Consider the following 21,303-nt stretch of genomic DNA (forward strand, 5'->3'; position numbering starts at 1 on the left):
GAATTGTCGCGTACGGAGGCACGAGGCGCCAGAGCGGCATCAGACGAGCGCTCAGTCGGGCAGTTCGATGCCGTTCGAGGTCACGGCGTCGAGCAGAGCGGTGGGCCGGTCGGCGGCCGGGACGTCGTGGACCAGCGCGAACGCGCAGCCGAGGGCGCGCGCCCCGCCGTCGGCGGTCTCGCTGTCCCCGACCATCAGCACCTCATCGGCCGGCACGCCGAGCGGGTCGAGCGCGGCGCGGAAGATCCGGGGGTCGGGTTTGATCGCCCCGACCTCGTACGACAGCGCGAACGCGGCGACGAGGTCCTCGACGCCGTGCAGGGCCAGGACCTTGCGCAGGTCGAAGGCGATGTTGCTGACGATGCCGACCGGAACCCCTGCCGCACCGAGCTTCTGCAGCACCGCGACGGTGTCGGCGAACGGAACCCACGAGGACGGGTCGAGCACCCGGTTGTAGAGAGCGTTCGCGTGGTCGGCATTGCTCATCCCGACCGTGCGCAGCAACGCCAGGTAACCGGTCCGATGCAGCGCCGGGTCGAGATCACGACGTTCCCAGGCATCCTGGTCGGCACCGACGACGCCGTCGGGCAGACCGACGGGTGCGACCATGCGCCGGATGATGTCCGCCTGACGGTCGCGGTCGAACTCGGCACCGGAGTCGTCGCGCAGGTCGGCGAACCACTCGTCGCGCGCCTCGAAGCGGAACAGGGTGCCGGAGAAGTCGAACAGGACCGCGCGCGGTGCCCCACCGGTCATGCCCCGGCCCCCTGGACGACGTCGGCCAGACGGCCGGCCACCGCCAGCGCCTGATCGGCGGTCGCGGCTTCGACCATCACGCGGACGAGTTGCTCGGTTCCCGACGGACGCAGCAAGACGCGACCGGTCTCCCCCAGTTCGGCTTCGGCGGCCACGACCGCTTCTTTCACCGATTGCGATTGGGCCACTGCGTGTTTGTCGCCGACGCGCACGTTGATGAGCTCCTGCGGCAGCACCGTCACGATGCCGGCCAGGTCGGCGAGCCGCGTCGACGTGGCGGCCATCCGCGCCATCAGCATCAGCCCGGTCAGGATGCCGTCACCCGTCGTGCCCGAACCCGGGACGACGATGTGACCGGACTGTTCCCCGCCGATCGAATAACCACCCCGCCGTAGTTCCTCGAGGACGTACCGGTCCCCGACCCCGGTGGTGTGCACGGTGATCCCGGCCTCGCGCATGGCGATGTGCAGTCCGAGATTGCTCATGACGGTCGCGACGAGCACATCGTCGTGGAGCTTGCCCTGGTCTTTCAGGGACGTCGCCAGCACGGCCATGATGGCATCGCCGTCGACGATCTGACCCGTGGAATCGACTGCGAGACAGCGGTCTGCGTCACCGTCGTGAGCGAGTCCGAGGTCGGCTCCGTGCTCGAGCACGGCCGCCTGCAACTTGTCCATGTGCGTGGACCCGCAGTCGGCGTTGATGTTGAGGCCGTCCGGCTCGGCGTGGATCGCGATGACCGTCGCCCCGGCGTCGGCGTAGACCTGCGGAGCGAGCTCCGACGCCGCGCCGTGCGCGCAGTCGACGACCACGGTCAATCCGTCGAGGCGGGTGTCGACGGCCTGTGCGAGGTGGCGCCGGTAGCGGTCGCCGGCGTCCGGCGCAGCGACGATCCGGCCCACCGCAGCCCCGATCGGGCGGATGAACTCGCCGTCCATGGTCGCTTCGATGCGGTCCTCGACAGCGTCGTCGAGCTTGTGCCCGCCGCCGGAGAAGAACTTGATCCCGTTGTCGGGCATGGGGTTGTGCGACGCGGAGATCATCACGCCGAAGTCGGCGTGGTAGTCCGCGGTCAGGAAGGCGACCGCCGGGGTCGGCACGGTGCCGACGCAGATGGCGTCGACTCCGGTGGCGGCGAGCCCCGCACACACCGCGGCTTCCAGCATCTCGCCGGATGCGCGCGGATCACGTCCGACGACCGCGCGCGGACGCCGGTGCGAATCGGTCGCCGAACTCTCTGCGAAAACGACCGCGGCGGCCGAGGCCAGGCGCAACGCGAGCTCGGGGGTGAGCTCGTCGTTGGCCAGGCCTCGGACGCCGTCGGTTCCGAAAAGGCGTGCCAAGATCAGCGCTTGGAGTACTGCGACGCCTTGCGGGCCTTCTTGAGGCCGTACTTCTTGCGCTCGACCGCACGCGGGTCACGGGTGAGGAAGCCGGCCTTCTTCAGGGCGGGACGATCCTCCGGGGTGACCTCGATGAGCGCACGCGCGATGGCGAGACGCAGCGCGCCGGCCTGGCCCGAGGGGCCGCCGCCGACGAGCTTGGCGTAGATGTCGAACGACTCGGTGCGCTCGACGGTGACCAGCGGGGCCTTGATCAGCTGCTGGTGCACCTTGTTGGGGAAGTAGTCCTCCAGCGAACGGCCGTTGAGGGTGAACTCACCGGAACCCGGCGCCAGGCGAACGCGGACGACGGCCTCCTTGCGGCGGCCGACGGTCTGGATCGGACGGTCGATGACGACCGGCTCGCGGACCTCTTCGACGACAGCGGCGTCGTAGTCGTCAGCGGCGACCTCGACGGCCTCCACGACCTCGACGGCAGCCTCGTCGACGGCCTCGACGGCGTCGTTGATGTTCTCGTTGCTCACTGGGCCACCTGCTTGATCTCGAAGGGGACGGGGCGCTGGGCCGCGTGCGGATGGTTCGGGCCGGCGTAGACCTTCAGCTTCGAGGCCATGGCGCGGCCGAGCTTGGTCGACGGCAGCATGCCCTTGACGGCCTTCTCGATGACCCGCTCGGGGTAGGTCGCGAGCAGCTCGGTGGTGGTGCGGGACTTCAGGCCACCGGGGTGCCCCGAGTGGGTGTAGTTCAGCTTGCGATCAGCCTTGTTGCTGGTCAGCGCGACCTTTTCCGCGTTGATGATGACGACGAAGTCGCCGCCGTCCATGTGCGGGGCGTAGGTCGGCTTGTGCTTGCCGCGAAGCAGGTTCGCGACCTGCACGGCCAGCCGGCCGAGCACCACGTTCTCGGCGTCGATGACATGCCACGTACGCGTGATGTCACCGGCCTTCGGGGTGTAGGTAGGCACAGTTGTCCTCAACTCTTGTCGAATGAATGCTGGTCGGGTGCACGGCAGAGGTTGTTCCCGGCGACCAGTGGGGACCCGGGCCTCCGCTGACCTGGACACACAGCTGTGCGCCAGGCGCCGAGCACCAGCGATCCAGGCTACGCGACCGTGCTGGTCAGGGTCAAAACGGACTCAGCCTCCGGCCGGGGTCAAAACGGACTCGGCCCTCACGACGACGGCGACACCCGGACCGACCGCACCGCCGCCGCGCATTCGTCGTCGGGGGACTCGGCCGCGGTACCCGCCTGACAACCGATCGAGACCTGCAGACCATCGTCGACCACGACGTACCAGCGGATCGCGCCGCCCGAGGCCGGTGACTCGCGGTAGCCGATGACGTCCCGCCCGCCGAACCGGGTGGCGGCGGAGAACTCGGTGACGACGTCGTCGCCGCGCTGCTCGATCCGGTTGCGCAGGCTCCCCGCGACCGATTCCCGGGTCGAGCCGGCGCGCACCTCGGTGAGGACGGCGATGATGCGCCGGCCGTCGTCGGGATCGACGAACACCGCGCGAGTGGTCGAGGGGTCATCGGCCGAACCGCTCGGGGTCCGCTGTTCGGACTGCCGCCAGTCGCCGGGCACCGTCAGCGTCGCACGCCCGAGGCCGACCTCCGTCGACGCCGCGTCCGGTGCGGTGCCGCGCTGCCAGAGTCCCACCCCGATCGCACCGCTCACGACCAGGATCGCCATCACCGCCGCGGCGAGCAGCGTCCCTGACCGGCGCCGGGTGGCGCCGACCGGGAGCGGGTCCGGGGGCCCGGGATCAGGGGCCGGGGCCATCGTGTCCTCGTCCGCACCGCCGGTGCGGTGGCCGAGCCGGACCACGAGCTCGCGGTCGACGGCGACCACGCGTCCGGCGACCGCGTGCCCGGCGATGACGCCGATCGCCGCGGACACCTCGTCCGGGCGGTCCCCGTCGACGAACACCGCCTCGACCGAGTCGTCGATGATGTCGAGCCCGTCCGCATTCGGCGAGGAGCGCGGCGCACGGTCGGCACCGGGACGGATGAGCCCGGAGCGCTCGATCACCCAGCCGTCCGGACCGCGCCCCACGATCTGCACGTCCCACCACGCTGGTCGCGGGTGGCCGGGATCGGCGGGCGGCCGCGGGAGATGAGTGGTCTCGACGACGGCGCACCGTCGCACGGTGAGGTCGGCGTGACTGCGCGCGACGAGCACCGCCCGCGGTAGGAGAGCCACCGGCGCGCGGCCGTCGGCGAGGTCGGCGAGGGTCGATGCCCGACGGGGTCCCCAGGTGCTCGGGTGCCCGACGACGAGCGGTCGACCCGCGGGCAGGTCGAGGCCGGCGAAGACCCGCCGCCACACCTGCCGCAGGTGTTCGCGCCGACCGTCGACCACGACACTCATCTGGTCCACCGCCTCGAGCAGCGGCCGCACATCGCGATCCACCCGGCGCAGCCCGCGCTCCGGGTCATGGACCAGCGGCGTCCCGAACGCGAGATCGACCACCATCGGACGGATCCCGTCGCCGATCGGTTGCACCTCGCCCGGCTGTGTCATCCGGCCCGACCCACCCCTAGTCGCCGATCGGGAGATGGGCGACCTGGATCATCTCCTGCGGCCGGACGCGCGACACCAGTTCGCCGCGGCCGGGCACCAGCGTCTGCATCCTCGACCGGCCGGTGATGAATCCCTCGTCCCGGTCACCGCTCATCAGCAGGATGTCCGACGACAGGTCCTTGAGGCGCGCGATCAGCGGATCGAACATCGCCCGACCGAGGCCGCCGGAACGTCGGGCGAGCACGATGTGCAGCCCGATGTCGCGCGCATGGGAGGCCAGTTCGACGATCGGCAGCATCGGATTGCCGGTCGAGGTGACGACCATGTCGTAGTCGTCGACCACCACGTACACCTCGGGCTGGCCGTCGAGCCAGGTGCGGTCCCGCAGTTGCTGGACCGTCACGTCCTCGGGCGGCATCCGGTTCTTCAGATACGCCGCCAGCTCCGTCATCATCGACGCCGCGCGGTCGGGCGAACTCGCGTAGCCGGCAAGATGATCGCCGTCGATGATCCCCAGCATCGTGCGGCGGTAGTCGACGAAGACGATGCGCACCTGCTCGGGTGTGGCACCCGCGACCAGCCCGGTGACGATCGTCCGCAGCAGGTTGGTCTTGCCGTGTTCGACGTCGGCGAACGCCATGAAATGCGGTTGGGCGGTGAAATCGAGGACCACCGGGGCGAGTTCGAGCTCACCGACACCGATCGCCACCTGATTGGGTGCCAGCGTCAGCCCGGCGGCGGCAACCGCGCGCTGCACCGATGCGTAGCCGATCTCGGTGCTCAGCTTGCGCACGGCCATCGCCGAGCGGCCCGGATAGGCGGCGGTGAGCTTCTCGACCGACTGGGCGACGCCCGCGGGCAACGACTCGGCACTGCTGACCGAATCGAGCCGGGGCAGCGCGATCAGCATGTGCAGCTCCTGCCCGGTCAGGCCGCGGCCGGGTCGGTTCTGCGGGACCAGCGCGGCGGCGCGACGACCCATGTCGGAATCCATTGGGTCGCCCAGCCGCAGCTCGATCCGGGTACCCATGAGATCGCGGACCGCCGGGCGCACCTCGGCCCATCGGGACGCGGTGACCATGACGTGGACGCCGTAGCTCAACCCCTGGGCCACGATCGCGGTGATCTGTTCCTCGAGCGATTCCAGTTCGGTACGCAGCACGTTCATGCCGTCGAGAACGAGGAACACGTCGCCGAACCGGTCCTGCGCGAGCGGGTCCGACGCCGGCGAGGTGACGCCGGACCGGAACCACGCTTCCCGGCGGGACCTGTAGTCGCGCATCGACTCGATGCCCAGCCGGGTGAACAGCAGTTCGCGCGAGCGGACCACGGCCGCCACCTCGGCGACCGTACGGCGGACCGCGTCCATGTCGCCGCGCGAGGCGACCGAGCCGACATGCGGGAGCCCGGCGAGACCGGCCAGACTGCCGCCGCCGAAGTCCAGACAGTAGAACTGCACCTGTTCGGGCGTGTGGGACGCGGCGGCCGACATGATGATCGTGCGCAGCGTCGTCGACTTGCCCGACTGCGGACCGCCGACCACCGCCACGTTGCCCGCGGCCCCCGCGAGGTCGATGACGAGCGGGTCGCGTCGCTGGTCGTAGGGCCGGTCGACGACACCGATCGGAACCGTGAGATGCCCCGGCACCGCCGGGTGGGACCAGTCCCGCTCGCCGAGAAGATGTTCCACGGTGGGCGAGTCGTCCAGCGGCGGCAGCCACACGCGGTGGGCCGGCGGGCCCGCGTGCTCCATGCGTTCGACGATGGTCTCCATGAGCGTGGGCACCTGCGCCGAGACCGGCTCGAACTCGGTGGGCGCCTCGGGTGCCGGCGGTTCCTCGTCGAGCAGGCTCTCGGCCTGATCGAGCAGCGAACGCGACGCGCCCTCCTCCAGCGGCACCGGAAGTGCGGTGAACACCTTGAGGTTTCCGCGACGCGATGACGCCGTGGTCGTCGGATCGACCGACTCGGTGACCGTCGGCGAGTAGTAGGCCCCCGACACGTAGGAGGTGTTGAACCTGATCGGGTCCGCCGAATCGCACTTGAGGTACGCCGAACCCGGGACGCTCGGCAGGTGATAGGCGTCGGGAACACCGAGAACCGAGCGGGACTCGTTGGCGGAGAACGTCTTCAGGCCGATCCGATACGACAGGTGCGAGTCCAGGCCCCGGAGTTTGCCTTCTTCCAGCCGCTGCGAGGCGAGCAGCAGATGGATGTGCAGCGAGCGACCCAGACGACCGATGGCGACGAACAGTTCGGCGAAATCGGGCTTCTGCGAGAGCAGTTCGGAGAACTCGTCGACGACGATGAACAGTGCCGGCAGCGGATCGAGGCGCACCCCCGAGGCGCGGGCGCGCTCGTAGTCGGCGACGTTCGCGTAGTTGCCCGCCGCCCGCAACACCTCCTGGCGCCGGTTCATCTCGCCCGAGAGCGCGTCCTTCATCCGGTCGACCATCGAGAGTTCCTGCTCGAGGTTCGTGATGATCGCGGCGACGTGCGGCGCGGATTCCAGGCCCAGGAACGTCGCGCCGCCCTTGAAGTCCACGAGCACGAGATTCAGCTCCGACGGCGAATGAGTCGCCAGCATCGCCAGGACCAGCGTGCGCAGGAACTCCGACTTCCCCGATCCGGTGGCGCCGATGCACAGCCCGTGCGGACCCATGCCGCCGTGCGCGCTCTCCTTGATGTCGATCTCCACGGGCGCGCCCGTCGGCGTGTAACCGATCGGCACGCGCAGGCGCTCCCGGCCGGTACGACCACGCCAGGCCGTCGCCGGATCGAAGCGCGCGGCGTCGTCGATGCCCAGCAGCGCGGGCAGGCCGGGGTCGGCCGAGGTCGCCTCGGACTCGAGGTGGGCCAGCGTCGCCGCGGTGGCCAGCCGGTAGCGCGCCATGCGCCGGGCGACCGCCTCCGCCTCGGGAATCGTCAGCGAGTCCATGTCGGCGAACTCCTCGACGCCGGCGGCACTGCGCGCGGAGACCTTGCCCCCGCGCACGACGAGTTGCAGCCCGCGCCGCACCGCGAGACCGTCCGGCGGCGCGGTCAGGTCGAGGATCGTGACGCCTTCCATGCCGGCGTCGTTGATGATCCGCTCGTCGCCGGCGACGTAACCGTCGTCGATGATCACCACGAGGTGTGCGCGGTTGGCGTTCGGCGGCGCCGAACGGCTGAACCGGCCGCGCTCGAGGAGGTCCGCGGCCATCGAGTTCTCGAGGTCCGCCAGCGTCGGATAGATCATCCGCATCGCCCCGACGCCGTCGCGCAGCGTCGGATGTCCCACGTGCGGAAGCCATTTCGCCCAGTCCCAGGCCTCCCCCGCCGGATCACCGGTCACGATGCCGATGTGCAGATGATCGGGACCGTGGAACGCACACAGCTCCACGACCATCGACCGGATGAGTTCGCGGGTCTCCTGCCGCGCACCCTCGATGTTGATGGCGGGGAAGCCGCGCAGCGAGATCGAGGTGGGCAGGCGGTACACCGCGGAGTGCGTGCGCACGAACCGGCGCAGGGCCACCATCGACACCGGCTCGATGTCCTCGAGGGGCCCGGTCTCCGGCGGCATGAGCCGCGTGGCGAGTCGCTGGACACCCACCCCGACGCGCACATGGGCGAAGTCGGCGTCGCTGGGGCGGCGTTCCCACATGCGCCTGCTGCCGATCACGTCGAGCAGCGCACGCGGGTCCGGGTGGCTCCAGGTGCGTGCTGCGCGCTGGTTGTCGACGGTCTCGAAGACCTGGCCGCGCAGCTGGCCGAGATAGCGGAAGTAGTCCTTGCGTTCCTCGTTGAGTTCTCCGGCGCGTTTGCCCCCGCCACGGCCGCCGGCGGCGAACATGCCGAACATCGACATCAGCATCATCAGCGGGAACATCATGAACAGCGGGTTGGTCAGGATGTTGCGCCCACCGGTGACGACCATCAGTGCCACCATGCCGACGACGGCGACGACCATCACCACCGGCAGCAGTTTCATCAGGAGGCCGCCGGGCACCACCCGCGGCACATCCGGCGGCGCCTGGATGTTGACCTCGCCTCCGGGCGTGCGTGGGGGCGTGATGCGCGGGCGACGCACAAAGCCCTCCGTCGTCGTGACCACACGTCCCCCCTGACATGTCGCGCTGTGTATCCCCGGGCGGTCGAACCCGCCGCGGTTGGCTATGTTAGCTGCTGAATCTAGGGGGAGGATTGACCTGATGTCGTCTGTGGACGGATTCGCACCGGGGTACCCGGCCACCGCTGCCGACGCGGACACCGGGGATCGCCGGCGGGGTGAGGGGGCCGTCGAGCCGCAACTCGTACGGGTGTCCGTGCTGGGCGGCAACACCCAGCTCGACGTCGGACTGCCGGCCGGCATCCCCATCGCCGGACTCATCGGTGACCTTGTCGCCCAGATCGAATCGCGCAATCCCTCGAGGTCGGACCCCGACGACCCGGATGCCGACGCCCGCAATCCCGGCCGACCGCACGACCGGCAGAACAAGTGGACGCTCGCGCTCGTCGGACAGGACCCACTGCCCCTGCACCGGTCGCTGTCGGAGTCGGGTATCCGTGACGGCGACCTGCTGCTGTTGACCTCCACGCGAACCGGGGAGTCCCCGGTGCTGTTCGACGACGTGGTCGACGCTGTCGCCCGATTGAACGAATCGCAGTTCGTCGACTGGACCGCGGCGTCCGCCCGGAAGGTCGGTTACGCACTGGCACTCGTCGCCGCGATCGCGGCGGCGGCGTCCCTGGCCGCGGTCCGCTCCGGCACCGGCGCCCTGTGGTTCGCCGGGTTGTCCGGGCTGGCGGTCGTCGGATTCGTCACCGCCTCGACGATCGTGTCCCGCTACTACCGCGACGAGCAGAGTTCGACGGTGCTGTCCCTGTGTGCCGCACCGATGGCCTTCGTGACCGGGATGATCGTGACGCCCGGGTCATACGGCGCCGCACACCTCACCCTGGGCTTCGCGTTCGCACTCGTCGCCGCGGTCGTCAGTTATCGCATGACCGCGGCCGGGGCGACCGCACACAGCGCTGTGACCAGCGCGGCGCTGCTCGGCGCCACCGGTTGTGGGGCGCGACTCCTCATCGATGCGCCGGTGGCCGATGTCGCCGCCGTCATCGCCGCGGTCGGTCTGCTGTGCATCGGTCTGGCTCCCCGCACGACGATCCTGCTCGCGAAACTGCCGCTGCCCCCGGTGCCGACCGCGGGTGCCGCCATCGACGTCAAGGACATCGAACCGCGACCGGCCATCGAGGGCATCGGGGCGATCGGCGCGACCGCCCTTCCCAAAGCCGATGCGCTGGAACGTCGTTCCTACCTCGCCAACGCGTACCTGACCGGCATCGTCGGCGGGCTCACGATCGTCACCGCCATCGCGGCCGTGCTCACCGCCGCCCCGCTCGCCGGGTTCGAATGGCGCAACGCCGTCTACGCCGCGATCATCGGCGTCGTGCTGTGTCTGCGGGGCCGCTCTCACAGCGACCTGTTCCAGGCGGGAATCCTCGTCATCGGCGGATCGCTCGTGTTGATCACCCTGATCACCGGTCTCGCGTTCGGCGACGACCAGTGGCCGGTGATCGGTTTCGCCCTCGGCATCCTCGTGGTGATCGGCGCCCTCGTCTTCGGGGTCGTCGCACCGAACCAGGACTTCTCACCCGTGATGCGTCGGTGGGCCGAAATCGGCGAGTACATCCTCGTCGCCCTCATCGTGCCCCTGCTGTTGTGGCTGCTCGACCTGTACCGAATGGTCCGCGAGATCTGATGCGCGACAACCGTGTCCGTGGTACTGGAGTATTCGCGACGACCCTCGTCGCGGCACTCGTCGGGGCCTCGGCGACGCCCGCTGCGGCGGTGACCCCGCCTCGGATCGATCCCGGCGCCCTCGTCCGGTCGGCCCCGGTCGCCCCGCTCGAACCGACCGAGCAGCGGCACCTGTGCAACATCCCGGAACTGACGCGCACCGTGACGAAACCGACCGCGGCGCAGGCGATGATGAATCTCGGCGAGGCGTGGCGTTTCAGTCGCGGACAGGGTCAGCGGGTGGCCGTCATCGACACCGGGGTGACGCCCCATCCTCGGCTCGGTCGCGTCGTCGCCGGTGGCGATTACGTCTCGGGCGGCAACGGACTCGACGACTGCGACGCCCACGGCACCCTGGTCGCCGGGATCATCGCCGCCCGGCCCAGCACCGCCGACGCGTTCGTCGGCGTCGCGCCCGCGGCATCCATCATCGCGATCCGCCAGTCCAGCAGCGCTTTCCAGAAGAAGAACGACCGCGCCCGGGACGACGCCGCGCCGGTGGTCGGCTCTGGATACGGGTCCGTCCGGACGCTGGCGCACGCCATCGTGCGCGCGGTCGATCTACGCGCCACCGTCATCAACATCTCCGAGGTGGCGTGCGCGTCGGCGGCGGATTCGGTCGATGACCGGGCGCTCGGTGCGGCCATCCGGCACGCCTACGACCGGAACGTCGTGGTCGTCGTGGCAGCCGGCAACCTGAGGCGCGACGGCGCCTGCCAGAACCAGAATCCGGCTCCCGCCGCCGACGACCCCGACGGATGGCGGTCGGTCGCGACCGTCGCCAGTCCCGCCTGGTACTCGCCGTACGTCCTCACGGTCGGCTCGGTGGACGCCGACACCGGCTCACCGAGCGATTTCAGCCTGCATGGCCCGTGGGTGAGCGTCGCAGCGCCGGGCACCGACATCGTGAGCCTGGACAGCAAGCGCGGTTCGAGCCGGCTGGCGTCGGCCCAGCGGAGCGACGGCGGGCCGGTGCCCTTGATCGGCACGAGTTTCGCCGCGCCGTACGTCGCGGGCACCGCCGCGCTGATCCGGGCCCGCTTCCCGGATCTGACCGCGCGCGAGGTGATGGACCGCATCATCGCCACCGCCCACTCCCCGGGAACCGGGCGCGATCAGCGGATCGGACACGGTGTCATCGATCCGGTCGCCGCCCTGACCGCCGAAGTGCCGGCCGATCAGCAGCCGGACCGGGCCTCGGCGCCCATCGCCGCACCTACCGTGGCGCAGCCACCGGACAATTCCGCGCGCAACGTCGCGATCATCGGCAGCGCCGTCGCGGCGATCGTCATCGCCGCCGTCCTCGCGATCGCACTACCCCACCGACGGGTGCGCAAGCTCGACCCGGACGAGTTCTGATCTGTCGACGCCGGATCGTGGCCCGAGGTCAGCTGGACGAACGTGCGGGGCGCAGCTCGCGCGGGAGCGCGAAGGTCAGCGTCTCGTTGGCCGTGTTGACCGTCTCGACCGTGCCGTAGCCGCGTTCGGCCAGGTAGTCGAGAACCCCCCGGACCAGCACCTCGGGCACCGACGCGCCAGAGGTGACCCCGACAGTCGTCACACCGTCGAGCCACGAGTCGTCGATCTCACGGGCGTAATCGACCAGGTGGCCTGCCTTCGCGCCGGCCTGCAGGGCCACCTCGACGAGGCGCACCGAGTTCGAGGAGTTCTGCGATCCGACGACGATCACCAGGTCGCATTCGGGAGCCATCGCCTTGACCGCGACCTGCCGGTTCTGGGTGGCGTAGCAGATGTCGTCGCTGGGCGGGTCGTTGAGCAGCGGGAACTTCTCGCGGAGTCGACGGACCGTCTCCATGGTCTCGTCGACGGACAGGGTGGTCTGCGACAACCAGACGAGCTTCGACTCGTCACGGACCTCGACCGCGTCCACGCTGTCGGGACCGTCGACGAGCTGGATGTGCTGTGGGGCCTCGCCGGCGGTGCCCTCGACTTCCTCGTGGCCCTCATGGCCGATCAGGAGGATGTCGTAGTCGTCGCGCGCGAATCGCTTCGCCTCTTGATGGACCTTCGTGACCAGCGGACACGTGGCGTCGATGGTGCGCAGGTTGCGCTCCGCGGCGGTCTGGTGCACCAGCGGGGACACCCCGTGCGCGGAGAACACGACCAACGCACCCTCGGGCACCTCGTCGGTCTCGCCGACGAAGATCGCCCCGCGCTCGGCCAGGGTCTCCACGACGTGCCGGTTGTGCACGATCTCCTTGCGCACGTAGACGGGAGCGCCGTGCTTGTCGAGGGCACGCTCGACCGTCTCCACCGCACGGTCGACACCAGCGCAGTAGCCGCGGGGTTCGGCGAGCAGGACACGCTTCGTCTCAGACATGCTTCCCAGGGTACGGGTTACGCGGCGTTGCCCGTGATGGCAGAGTGTTGGCATGGATCGCGCACCGTACCCCGCCCGGATAGCCGCAGGTCTGATCGTCACCGCCCTCGAGGAGACACGGAAACTCCCGGCGCTGCTCATCACGTTGCCGATGACCGCCATCAGCCAGACCCTCCAGGCCGGTATGCGAGCGCAACAGAACATCGCCGAACTGGCCATCAAGGGCGACGCCGCCCTGGAGATGCTCTTCGACCGGCCCGACGAACAGCCCGAGTGGGCACGTTTCGACGAGGACGACGCAGCGGGTCCCGACCCGGTCGCGCCCGCCGCGCCCGCGGCGATCACCGACACGTCTGTGCAGGACGAGAAGCCGAAGGCCGCCGCGACGACCCCGTCACCCACGACCATCGACGAGGAGATCGAGGAGGCGGCCGCCGACGCCGATCTCGCCGCACCGCCGCGCGCCGATGCCGGGCGGTTCGCGCTGTACAGCTCGACCCCCGACGAGGTCGTCGCGGCCGAGGTGCCGGGCACCGAGGCGGTGGGTTCCGCCGACGGCTCGGGGCCCGAGATCGTCGAGCTCATCGACTACGACACCCTCACCCTCGCGCAACTCCGGGCCCGCCTGCGGTCGGTCGCCGTCGAGGACCTGATCGCACTCGTCGACTATGAGAAATCCCGCCGCGACCGCGCGCCGTTCGTGACGATGCTCGAGAACCGGATCGCCGCGCAGAACAAGCGCTCCACCGAAGCGTGACCGGGGCCGACACGAGCGACACACCGCGACGTTCCTCGTCACCGAACTCGGCCGAGCATCCCTGGCCGGTCCGGACGGTGAACACCAAGATCGCCGACTGGATCCATCGGCTCGGACAGATCTGGGTCGAGGGACAGGTCACCCAGATCAGCCGGCGGCCGGGGACCCGCACCGCGTTCCTCACCCTGCGCGATCCCGCTGCCGACATCTCGATCTCGGTGACGTGCAGCCCCGACCTGCTGGCACGCACCGAGGTCCCGCTGACGGACGGCAGCTCCGTGGTGGTCCTGGGCCGGCCGAGTTACTACACCGGGCGCGGCACGGTGTCGCTGCGGGTCAGCGAGATCCGGGCCGTGGGCATCGGCGAGCTGTTGCTGCGCATCGAACGGCTGCGGCAGCTCATGGCCGCCGAGGGCCTCTTCGATTCACGGCTCAAACGGCCGCTGCCGTTCCTGCCGCGCGCCGTCGGCCTGATCAGTGGCCGCGCGAGCGCAGCGCAGCACGACGTCGTGAGCGTCGCGGCCGCTCGATGGTCGAACGTGCGCTTCGACATCCGCGAGGCCCCCGTGCAGGGGCCGACGGCGGTCGCCCGCATCCTGACCCACCTCGCCGATCTCGATGCCCACCCCGATGTCGAGGTCATCATCATCGCGCGCGGCGGGGGTAGCGTCGAAGACCTGCTCCCGTTCTCCGACGAGGCGTTGCTGCGCGCGGTGTCGCGGTGCCGGACCCCGGTCGTCAGCGCGATCGGGCACGAACCCGACAATCCACTGCTCGATCTCGTCGCGGATCTGCGCGCCGCCACTCCGACGGATGCGGCCAAGCGCGTCGTTCCCGACGTCGAGGCCGAACTCGCGGGCATCGCGGATCTGCGGCGACGCAGCGCGCAGGCCCTGCGCAACTGGGTGCGCCGCGAGTCCGGCGTCGTCGCCGCGTTGCGGGCGCGGCCGGTGCTCGCCCGTCCCGGGGTGCTCGTGGACTCCGAAGCCGGGCAGGTGGCCGAGCTGGTCCGCGCCCTGCGCCGAGATGTGTTGCGCCACATCGACTCCGAGGAACGACGTACCGACCATCTCGGTGCGCGCCTGTCGACACTCGGTCCCGCGCAGACCCTGGCCCGCGGCTACGCGGTGGTACAGCGCACCGACACCGACCCACCCCATGTGGTCGGCACGCTCGCGGACCTGCCGCCGGGTGCACCCCTGCGCATCCGGGTCGCCGACGGCGCCGCAACCGCCCGGGTCGACGAACCCACGACCATGCCGGAACACGGAGGAAATGCGTGAGCACCGACGAATCATCCACTCCGATCGAGGAACTCGGATACGAGGAAGCACGCGACGAACTCGCCGAGATCGTCACCGCCCTCGAGCACGGCGGACTCGACCTCGACGCCTCGCTGGCGCTCTGGGAGCGTGGCGAGGCCCTCGCGACCCGCTGCGAGGAGCACCTGCGCGGTGCCCGCGAGCGCATCGAGGCGGTCATCAGCACCGGCTCCGATCCCGACGACCCCGAGGACGACTGAGACCGATCAGTCGAACCGGGTGAGCGCCTCGCGGTCGAGAACACTGATGCGCGTGTGCTCGGCGGTCGGTCGCGCACCGGCCCGCGCGAGGACCGGCCGACGATCCTCCCCACCCCTCGATGAGGAGGAAAGCGGCCGCCCCACAGCGCAATCCGGAGGCGGCCCGACGATGTACGGAAGACCGGATGCGGTCGCGGCCCCGGATCGCGGGTCGGTCGGCGCATCGATGGCGCCCGCCTGTTGCACCGGAACGGTCACCACGAGCAGCACGAGGACCGCGACGAGCACGAGCCTGGCCCACACGAGGTGCAAGCCGAACCCCGATCCCCCATCCATGAGCGCCTCCTGCCGAAGACGCTAGGAACCGCGGGCCGGGTTCTCACGAGTAGTGCGCTACCCCAATTGCAGCGGCTGCTGGGCGACGACCGACGACGCGATCGTCTCGATGTCGGCGTCGCTGCCGCGTGACAGGACCGCGATGCGTACCTTGCCCAGGTCCGTGATCCAGAACCGCTTGCCCTCCGACGTCTCGTAGGTCACCCACTGCCGCCCGCCCGCCTGGCGCGTACCGGTACCGGAGATGTCGGCGAAATCACCCCCGCTGCCGCCGCCGAGGTAGGGGACGAACACGTCCTCGGGCGCATCGGACTGACTGAGCTGGACGTAGGCGCCGTCGCTGCTGAGCCATCCCACCGTGCTGACCCGGTGCCCCTCGATCGCGTCCGACGAACCGGAGTTGGGCCGCCAGCCCTCCGGCGTAGGCGGGCGGCGGATCGGGAACGGGAGCTGGGCGGCGTCGGCGTTCAATGCGCTGACCACGTCGAACGGCGGCAGCTTGCTGTCGGCCACGTCCTTGGAGGCCCCGATCGAGCAGTTCCCCGACGCGATCGCCACCAGCGCACACAGCGCGAGCAACGGGACCAACGACCAGAACATGTCCTTGCCGTTGTTCAGAATGCGGGGTTTGTCAGCCATGGCGCCGAGTATCCCACCAGCAGGGTCACTGACCGAATGCCCGGTGTGACATGCAAGGATGGTGGTCGAGACCACCGCCACCATCACTCGGCGCCGCTGGAGTCGACCCGCGCCGAACAGAGGAGTCGATTGCCCATGACCGTCAGCACCCATCAGGCCCCGGACCGCAACCTCGCGATGGAGTTGGTCCGCGTGACCGAGTCGGCTGCACTCGCGGCCGGTCGTTGGGTCGGTCGTGGCGACAAGAACGGCGGCGACGGCGCGGCGGTCGACGCGATGCGCGAACTGTTGTCGTCGGTCTCGATGCGCGGTGTCGTGGTCATCGGAGAGGGCGAGAAGGACGAGGCGCCGATGCTCTACAACGGCGAAGAGGTGGGCAACGGCGAAGGCCCCGACTGTGACGTCGCCGTGGATCCCATCGACGGCACCACGCTGATGGCGGAGGGCCGCCCCAACTCGATCTCGGTGATCGCGGTCAGCGAGCGCGGCACGATGTACGACCCGTCGGCGGTCTTCTACATGGACAAGATCGCTGTCGGACCCGAGGCCAAGGGCGCCATCAACATCAACGAGTCCGTCGAGTGGAACATCAACTCGGTCGCGAAGGCGAAGGGCATCGACGTCGCCGATCTGACCGTGATCGTCCTCGACCGTCCTCGTCATGCCGATCTCATCGGTGAGATCCGGCAGGCCGGCGCCAAGATCCGCCTCATCTCCGACGGTGACGTCGCCGGTGCGGTCGCCGCCGCCGACGACTACTCCACCGTCGACATGCTGATGGGCGTCGGTGGCACTCCCGAGGGCATCATCACCGCCGTCGCGATGAAGTGCATGGGCGGCGAGATCCAGGGCAAGCTGTGGCCGCGCAACGACGACGAGCGTCAGAAGGCCATCGATGCCGGCCACGACCTGGACCGGGTGCTGACCAACGACATCCTGGTCAGCGGCGAGAACGCCTTCTTCTGCGCCACCGGGGTCACCAACGGCGACATGCTGCGCGGCGTCACCTACCGGCCCAATGGCGCGACGACCCGGTCGCTGGTGATGCGCTCGAAGTCCGGCACCGTCCGCCGCATCGAGGCCGTCCACAAGCCGGCCAAGCTTCGCGGCTACTCCCGAATCGATCTCTGAGACACGACATCGGCCCCACACCAACACCGGTGACTTCACGAGTCAACCTCTGGCGTGGGGCCGATGTCGTGGGCGATACGATGCGGTCCGTGAGTAAACCAGCCTCAGCCCCCGAGTTTCTCTACTCCGATCTGCTCCCGACCGGCGCCGACGAGACCCCGTACCGGTTGATCACGACCGAGGGTGTGTCCACGTTCTCCGTCGACGGTCGGACCTTCCTGAAGGTCGACCCGGAGGCCATCCGGAGGCTCACCGCGGAGGCCATGCACGACATCAGCCACTATCTCCGCCCGGCTCATCTCGCGCAGTTGCGCAAGATCATCGACGACCCGGACGCCTCGGGCAACGACCGGTTCGTCGCCCTTGACCTGCTGAAGAACGTCAACATCTCCGCCGGCGGCGTGCTGCCGATGTGCCAGGACACCGGCACCGCCATCGTGATGGGCAAGAAGAGCGAAGGGGTCCTGACCGGCACCGACGACGCCGAGGCCATCTCCCGCGGTGTCTACGACGCCTACACGCAGCTCAACCTGCGGTACTCGCAGCTCGCCCCGCTGACGACGTACGAGGAGAAGAACACCGGCTCGAACCTGCCCGCCCAGATCGAGATCTACGCCACCGAGCAGGGGCCCAACGGTCCGGAGTACAAGTTCCTGTTCATGGCCAAGGGCGGTGGCAGCGCCAACAAGTCGTTCCTGTTCCAGGAGACGAAGGCGATCCTGAACCCGACGAGCATCCTGAAGTTCCTCGACGAGAAGATCCGCTCACTGGGCACCGCGGCCTGCCCGCCATACCACCTGGCCGTCGTGATCGGCGGCACCTCAGCCGAATTCGCGCTCAAGACCGCCAAGTACGCGTCGGCGCACTACCTCGACAACCTGCCCACGCAGGGATCGATGTCGGCGCACGGTTTCCGCGATCTCGAGCTCGAGGACGAGGTCTTCCGGCTCACCCAGTCGTTCGGCATCGGGGCGCAGTTCGGCGGCAAGTACTTCTGCCACGACGTGCGCGTGGTCCGGTTGCCCCGCCATGGAGCGTCGTGCCCGGTGGCGATCGCGGTCTCGTGCTCGGCCGACCGTCAGGCCCTCGGCAAGATCACCGCCGACGGCGTCTTCCTCGAGCAGCTCGAGACCGATCCGGCCCGCTATATGCCCGCAGCCGGTGTGGCCGAGGACATCTCGGGCGGCGAGGTGGTCGAGGTCGACCTCAACCGCCCGATGCCGGAGATCCTCGCGCAGCTCTCGGAGTATCCGGTCAAGACGCGCCTGTCGCTGACCGGACCGCTGGTCGTCGCGCGCGACATCGCCCACGCCAAGATCAAGGAACGCCTCGACGCCGGCGAGCCGATGCCCGACTACCTGCGCGACCACCCGGTCTACTACGCGGGGCCGGCGAAGACCCCCGAGGGCATGGCCTCCGGATCGTTCGGTCCGACGACGGCCGGCCGGATGGACAGCTATGTCGAGCAGTTCCAGGCCGCCGGGGGCTCGATGGTCATGCTGGCCAAGGGGAATCGATCCAAGCAGGTCACCGAGGCGTGCGGCGCGCACGGCGGTTTCTACCTCGGCTCCATCGGCGGGCCCGCGGCACGTCTCGCGCTCGACTGCATCAAGAGCCAGGAGATCATCGAGTATCCCGAACTCGGCATGGAGGCCGTGTGGAAGATCGAGGTGGAGAATTTTCCCGCCTTCATCGTCGTTGACGACAAGGGCAACGACTTTTTCACCGACCCGAGTGGGGCCGTCAACGTCCCGCTGAGCGGCATAAGGATTCGATCGAAGGAGTAGGCACGCCGATGACCGAGGAAACACAGACCGACGCGCAGGGCGAGCAGTACCGCATCGAGCACGACACCATGGGCGAGGTCCGGGTACCCGTCGACGCCCTGTGGCGGGCACAGACGCAACGTGCCGTGGAGAACTTCCCGATCAGCGGACGCCCCCTCGAACGGACGCAGATCCGGGCGATGGGACTGCTGAAGGCGGCCTGCGCCACCGTCAACGCCGACCTCGGTCTCCTCGACAAGGAGAAGGCCGACGCGATCGTCGCCGCGGCCACCGAGATCGCGGACGGACGCCACGACGACCAGTTCCCGATCGACGTGTTCCAGACCGGTTCGGGCACCAGCTCGAACATGAACACCAACGAGGTCATCGCGTCGATCGCCAAGTCCAACGGCGTCGAGGTGCATCCGAACGACCACGTCAACATGTCCCAGTCGTCCAACGACACCTTCCCGACGGCGACGCACGTCGCCGCCACCGAGGCCGCCGTCACCGACCTGATCCCGGCGCTCGAACATCTGCAGAAGACGTTGGCCGACAAGGCAACCGAATGGCGTGAGGTCGTCAAGAGCGGGCGCACGCATCTGATGGACGCGGTACCGGTCACGCTCGGACAGGAGTTCGGCGGTTACGCGCGTCAGGTCGAGGCCGGCATCGAGCGCATCACCGCCGCCCTCCCGCGCGTCGGCGAACTGCCCATCGGCGGTACCGCGGTCGGCACCGGCCTCAATGCGCCAGATGGCTTCGGTACCAAGGTGGTCGCCGAACTCGTGTCGCTCACCGGCGTCGAGTCACTCACCCTCGCGAAGGACAACTTCGAGGCGCAGGCGGCCCGTGACGGGCTCGTCGAACTCTCCGGCCAGTTGAAGACGATCGCGGTGTCGCTGACCAAGATCGCCAACGACGTCCGCTGGATGGGCTCGGGTCCGCTCACCGGGCTCGGCGAGATCCTGCTCCCCGACCTGCAGCCGGGCAGCTCCATCATGCCGGGCAAGGTCAATCCCGTTCTGCCCGAAGCTGTCACGCAGGTGGCGGCGCAGGTCATCGGCAACGACGCCGCGGTCACCTGGGGCGGCGGCAACGGCGCCTTCGAACTCAACGTCTACATCCCGATGATGGCGCGCAACGTCCTCGAGTCCCTCAAGCTGCTCGCGAACGTCTCGCGGTTGTTCGCCGACCGCTGTATTACCGGTCTGCAGGCCAACACCGAGCGGTTGCGCACGCTCGCGGAGAGTTCGCCGTCGATCGTCACCCCCCTCAACAGCGCCATCGGCTACGAGGAGGCAGCGGCCGTCGCCAAGCAGGCACTGAAGGAGGGCAAGACCATCCGCGAGACCGTCCTCGAACGTGGCCTGGTCGGCGAGAAGCTGACCGAGGACGAACTGGACGCCCGGCTCGACGTGCTGAAGATGGCCAATCTCGACCGGGAGCGCTGAGAACCGTGACGGCGCAGCTGCTCCCCTTCCCCACCGACTGGCAGACCGCACTCGTGCTCGTCGCCCACCCCGACGACCCCGAGTACGGGATGGCGGCGGCCGTCGCCCGCTGGACCGGCGAGGGCAAGCGAGTCGTCTACGCGCTGGCCTCGAGCGGCGAGCGGGGCATCGAAGGTCTGCCACCCGCCGAGTGCGGCCCCCTGCGGGAAGCGGAGCAGCGCGCGTCCGCGTCGATCGTCGGCGTCGACGAGGTGGAGTTCTGGGGGTTCCCCGACAGTGACATCCGCAACGTGCCGGAGTTGCGGGACAAGATCACGGAGACCGTCGAACGGGTGCGTCCGCAGGTGATCGTCTCGCTCTTCGGTGGGCCCGAGTGGGCGCCGGGCATGCCCAACCAGCGCGACCACATGGAGTTCGCCGCGGCGGTCGTCGAGGCCTACGACGCCCTGGAAGCCCCGCCGTCGTGGTTGTTCGAGAACGGTCCGGCGGCGACCCACGGCGTCGAGGTCGAGGAACAACTCGACGCGGCCGTTCGAGCACTCGCCGCCCACGACCGCTACCTCTCCGTCCTCGATCCGGACACCCCGGTCCTCGACCAGGCGCGGGCGCAGATCGAGATGGCGACCGCGCCGCGGGACGGCGATGCCCGTCATGTGACCGGCTTCGAGCTCAAACGGGGTCGGCCCGCCTGAGGCCGGCACGACTCACCGCGCATCAGCAGCGGCGGCAGCGGCAGCGGCGACGACCCGACGTTTCCTTGGCCCCTCGGATCGGTGACCTTCGGCCCCTCCCGGCGGGCGCGACGTCGGTGGATGGTGTGAGGGTCAATTTCTCCGCACACAGTCGGAGCAAGCTCTCCCAGGGGGACCGTCATCACTCTCACGGCCGTTCTCGTCGCTTTCCTCGCCGCATTCGCCGTCTGCGCGATCATCGGATTGTCCGTGTGGCTG

The 21,303-nt window shown here is 69.4% G+C and carries 18 protein-coding genes; 9 read left to right on the forward strand and 9 right to left on the reverse strand.

Going from position 1 to position 21,303, the window contains the following annotated elements:
* Positions 1–51: 51 nt before the first annotated feature.
* The 6 genes from Q9R39_RS05650 to eccCa form a co-directional block, all read right to left on the reverse strand.
* Positions 52–756, reverse strand: a complete 705-nt coding sequence (locus Q9R39_RS05650; protein WP_068970165.1) for an HAD family hydrolase — start codon at positions 754–756, stop codon at positions 52–54.
* On the reverse strand, positions 753–2,099 hold the full coding sequence (gene glmM / locus Q9R39_RS05655; protein WP_068970164.1) for a phosphoglucosamine mutase: 1,347 nt from the start codon (positions 2,097–2,099) through the stop codon (positions 753–755). The genes Q9R39_RS05650 and glmM overlap by 4 nt, the downstream gene beginning before the upstream one ends.
* Before the next feature lie 2 nt (positions 2,100–2,101).
* Positions 2,102–2,623, reverse strand: coding sequence for a 30S ribosomal protein S9 (gene rpsI / locus Q9R39_RS05660; RefSeq protein WP_065629913.1), 522 nt, complete (start codon positions 2,621–2,623; stop codon positions 2,102–2,104).
* Complete coding sequence (gene rplM, locus Q9R39_RS05665) at positions 2,620–3,063, reverse strand: 50S ribosomal protein L13 (RefSeq protein ID WP_058250710.1); 444 nt, start codon at positions 3,061–3,063, stop codon at positions 2,620–2,622. Before rplM ends, rpsI begins: the two co-directional genes overlap by 4 nt.
* 206 nt (positions 3,064–3,269) lie before the next feature.
* Positions 3,270–4,622: a type VII secretion-associated protein gene (locus Q9R39_RS05670; protein ID WP_247451833.1), complete on the reverse strand. Its 1,353-nt coding sequence runs from the start codon at positions 4,620–4,622 to the stop codon at positions 3,270–3,272.
* A gap of 16 nt (positions 4,623–4,638) precedes the next feature.
* Complete coding sequence (eccCa, locus tag Q9R39_RS05675; protein ID WP_311277190.1) at positions 4,639–8,718, reverse strand: type VII secretion protein EccCa; 4,080 nt, start codon at positions 8,716–8,718, stop codon at positions 4,639–4,641.
* Positions 8,719–8,815: 97 nt separating this feature from the next.
* On the opposite strand from eccCa, the gene eccD reads away from it, so the two are divergent.
* Together eccD and mycP are read left to right on the forward strand one after the other, a co-directional pair.
* Positions 8,816–10,369, forward strand: a complete 1,554-nt coding sequence (gene eccD, locus Q9R39_RS05680; protein ID WP_311277191.1) for a type VII secretion integral membrane protein EccD — start codon at positions 8,816–8,818, stop codon at positions 10,367–10,369.
* Positions 10,369–11,766 (forward strand): type VII secretion-associated serine protease mycosin, encoded by a 1,398-nt coding sequence (gene mycP / locus Q9R39_RS05685; protein ID WP_311277192.1) that lies wholly within the window; start codon positions 10,369–10,371, stop codon positions 11,764–11,766. The genes eccD and mycP overlap by 1 nt, the downstream gene beginning before the upstream one ends.
* 28 nt (positions 11,767–11,794) lie before the next feature.
* Here the strand turns inward: mycP and Q9R39_RS05690 are convergent, their stop codons facing one another.
* Positions 11,795–12,748, reverse strand: coding sequence for a 4-hydroxy-3-methylbut-2-enyl diphosphate reductase (locus Q9R39_RS05690; protein WP_058250715.1), 954 nt, complete (start codon positions 12,746–12,748; stop codon positions 11,795–11,797).
* 52 nt (positions 12,749–12,800) lie between these two features.
* Here Q9R39_RS05690 and Q9R39_RS05695 point away from each other — a divergent pair, with 52 nt between their 5' ends.
* The 3 genes from Q9R39_RS05695 to Q9R39_RS05705 are packed head-to-tail and all read left to right on the forward strand — an operon-like array spanning position 12,801 to position 15,027.
* Complete coding sequence (locus Q9R39_RS05695; protein WP_211538181.1) at positions 12,801–13,505, forward strand: lipid droplet-associated protein; 705 nt, start codon at positions 12,801–12,803, stop codon at positions 13,503–13,505.
* Positions 13,502–14,788 (forward strand): exodeoxyribonuclease VII large subunit, encoded by a 1,287-nt coding sequence (gene xseA, locus Q9R39_RS05700; RefSeq protein WP_211538182.1) that lies wholly within the window; start codon positions 13,502–13,504, stop codon positions 14,786–14,788. The genes Q9R39_RS05695 and xseA overlap by 4 nt, the downstream gene beginning before the upstream one ends.
* Positions 14,785–15,027 (forward strand): exodeoxyribonuclease VII small subunit, encoded by a 243-nt coding sequence (locus Q9R39_RS05705; protein ID WP_058250718.1) that lies wholly within the window; start codon positions 14,785–14,787, stop codon positions 15,025–15,027. Before xseA ends, Q9R39_RS05705 begins: the two co-directional genes overlap by 4 nt.
* 6 nt (positions 15,028–15,033) lie before the next feature.
* Here the strand turns inward: Q9R39_RS05705 and Q9R39_RS05710 are convergent, their stop codons facing one another.
* Both Q9R39_RS05710 and Q9R39_RS05715 read right to left on the reverse strand, forming a co-directional pair.
* On the reverse strand, positions 15,034–15,363 hold the full coding sequence (locus Q9R39_RS05710) for a hypothetical protein (protein ID WP_211538183.1): 330 nt from the start codon (positions 15,361–15,363) through the stop codon (positions 15,034–15,036).
* A gap of 57 nt (positions 15,364–15,420) precedes the next feature.
* Positions 15,421–16,002 carry a DUF4245 domain-containing protein gene (locus Q9R39_RS05715; protein ID WP_068970157.1) on the reverse strand — a complete coding sequence of 194 codons (582 nt, stop codon included), beginning with the start codon at positions 16,000–16,002 and terminating at the stop codon, positions 15,421–15,423.
* Positions 16,003–16,137: 135 nt separating this feature from the next.
* On the opposite strand from Q9R39_RS05715, the gene glpX reads away from it, so the two are divergent.
* From glpX to Q9R39_RS05735, 4 genes are all read left to right on the forward strand, one after another.
* Positions 16,138–17,133: a class II fructose-bisphosphatase gene (gene glpX / locus Q9R39_RS05720; RefSeq protein WP_058250720.1), complete on the forward strand. Its 996-nt coding sequence runs from the start codon at positions 16,138–16,140 to the stop codon at positions 17,131–17,133.
* Positions 17,134–17,222: 89 nt separating this feature from the next.
* The gene (locus Q9R39_RS05725; protein ID WP_058250888.1) at positions 17,223–18,920 is read left to right on the forward strand and encodes a fumarate hydratase; all 1,698 of its coding nucleotides are present in this window, start codon (positions 17,223–17,225) and stop codon (positions 18,918–18,920) included.
* Between the two features lie 8 nt (positions 18,921–18,928).
* Positions 18,929–20,353 carry a class II fumarate hydratase gene (locus Q9R39_RS05730; protein ID WP_058250721.1) on the forward strand — a complete coding sequence of 475 codons (1,425 nt, stop codon included), beginning with the start codon at positions 18,929–18,931 and terminating at the stop codon, positions 20,351–20,353.
* A 5-nt stretch (positions 20,354–20,358) separates the two neighbouring features.
* The gene (locus tag Q9R39_RS05735; RefSeq protein WP_058250722.1) at positions 20,359–21,045 is read left to right on the forward strand and encodes a PIG-L deacetylase family protein; all 687 of its coding nucleotides are present in this window, start codon (positions 20,359–20,361) and stop codon (positions 21,043–21,045) included.
* Positions 21,046–21,303 lie beyond the last annotated feature (258 nt).

Source organism: Gordonia sp. AC31, from assembly GCF_031844505.1.
GTDB classification, from domain to species: domain Bacteria; phylum Actinomycetota; class Actinomycetes; order Mycobacteriales; family Mycobacteriaceae; genus Gordonia; species Gordonia hongkongensis.

Excerpts from the sequence above, each read along its gene's own strand:
- Q9R39_RS05650 (WP_068970165.1), bottom strand. The coding sequence starts at position 756 with ATGACCGGTGGGGCACCGCGCGCGGTCCTGTTCGACTTCTCCGGCACC.
- Q9R39_RS05670 (WP_247451833.1), bottom strand. The coding sequence starts at position 4,622 with ATGACACAGCCGGGCGAGGTGCAACCGATCGGCGACGGGATCCGTCCG.
- eccD (WP_311277191.1), top strand. The coding sequence starts at position 8,816 with ATGTCGTCTGTGGACGGATTCGCACCGGGGTACCCGGCCACCGCTGCC.
- mycP (WP_311277192.1), top strand. The coding sequence starts at position 10,369 with ATGCGCGACAACCGTGTCCGTGGTACTGGAGTATTCGCGACGACCCTC.
- Q9R39_RS05690 (WP_058250715.1), bottom strand. The coding sequence starts at position 12,748 with ATGTCTGAGACGAAGCGTGTCCTGCTCGCCGAACCCCGCGGCTACTGC.
- Q9R39_RS05695 (WP_211538181.1), top strand. The coding sequence starts at position 12,801 with ATGGATCGCGCACCGTACCCCGCCCGGATAGCCGCAGGTCTGATCGTC.
- Q9R39_RS05710 (WP_211538183.1), bottom strand. The coding sequence starts at position 15,363 with ATGGATGGGGGATCGGGGTTCGGCTTGCACCTCGTGTGGGCCAGGCTC.
- Q9R39_RS05715 (WP_068970157.1), bottom strand. The coding sequence starts at position 16,002 with ATGGCTGACAAACCCCGCATTCTGAACAACGGCAAGGACATGTTCTGG.
- glpX (WP_058250720.1), top strand. The coding sequence starts at position 16,138 with ATGACCGTCAGCACCCATCAGGCCCCGGACCGCAACCTCGCGATGGAG.
- Q9R39_RS05730 (WP_058250721.1), top strand. The coding sequence starts at position 18,929 with ATGACCGAGGAAACACAGACCGACGCGCAGGGCGAGCAGTACCGCATC.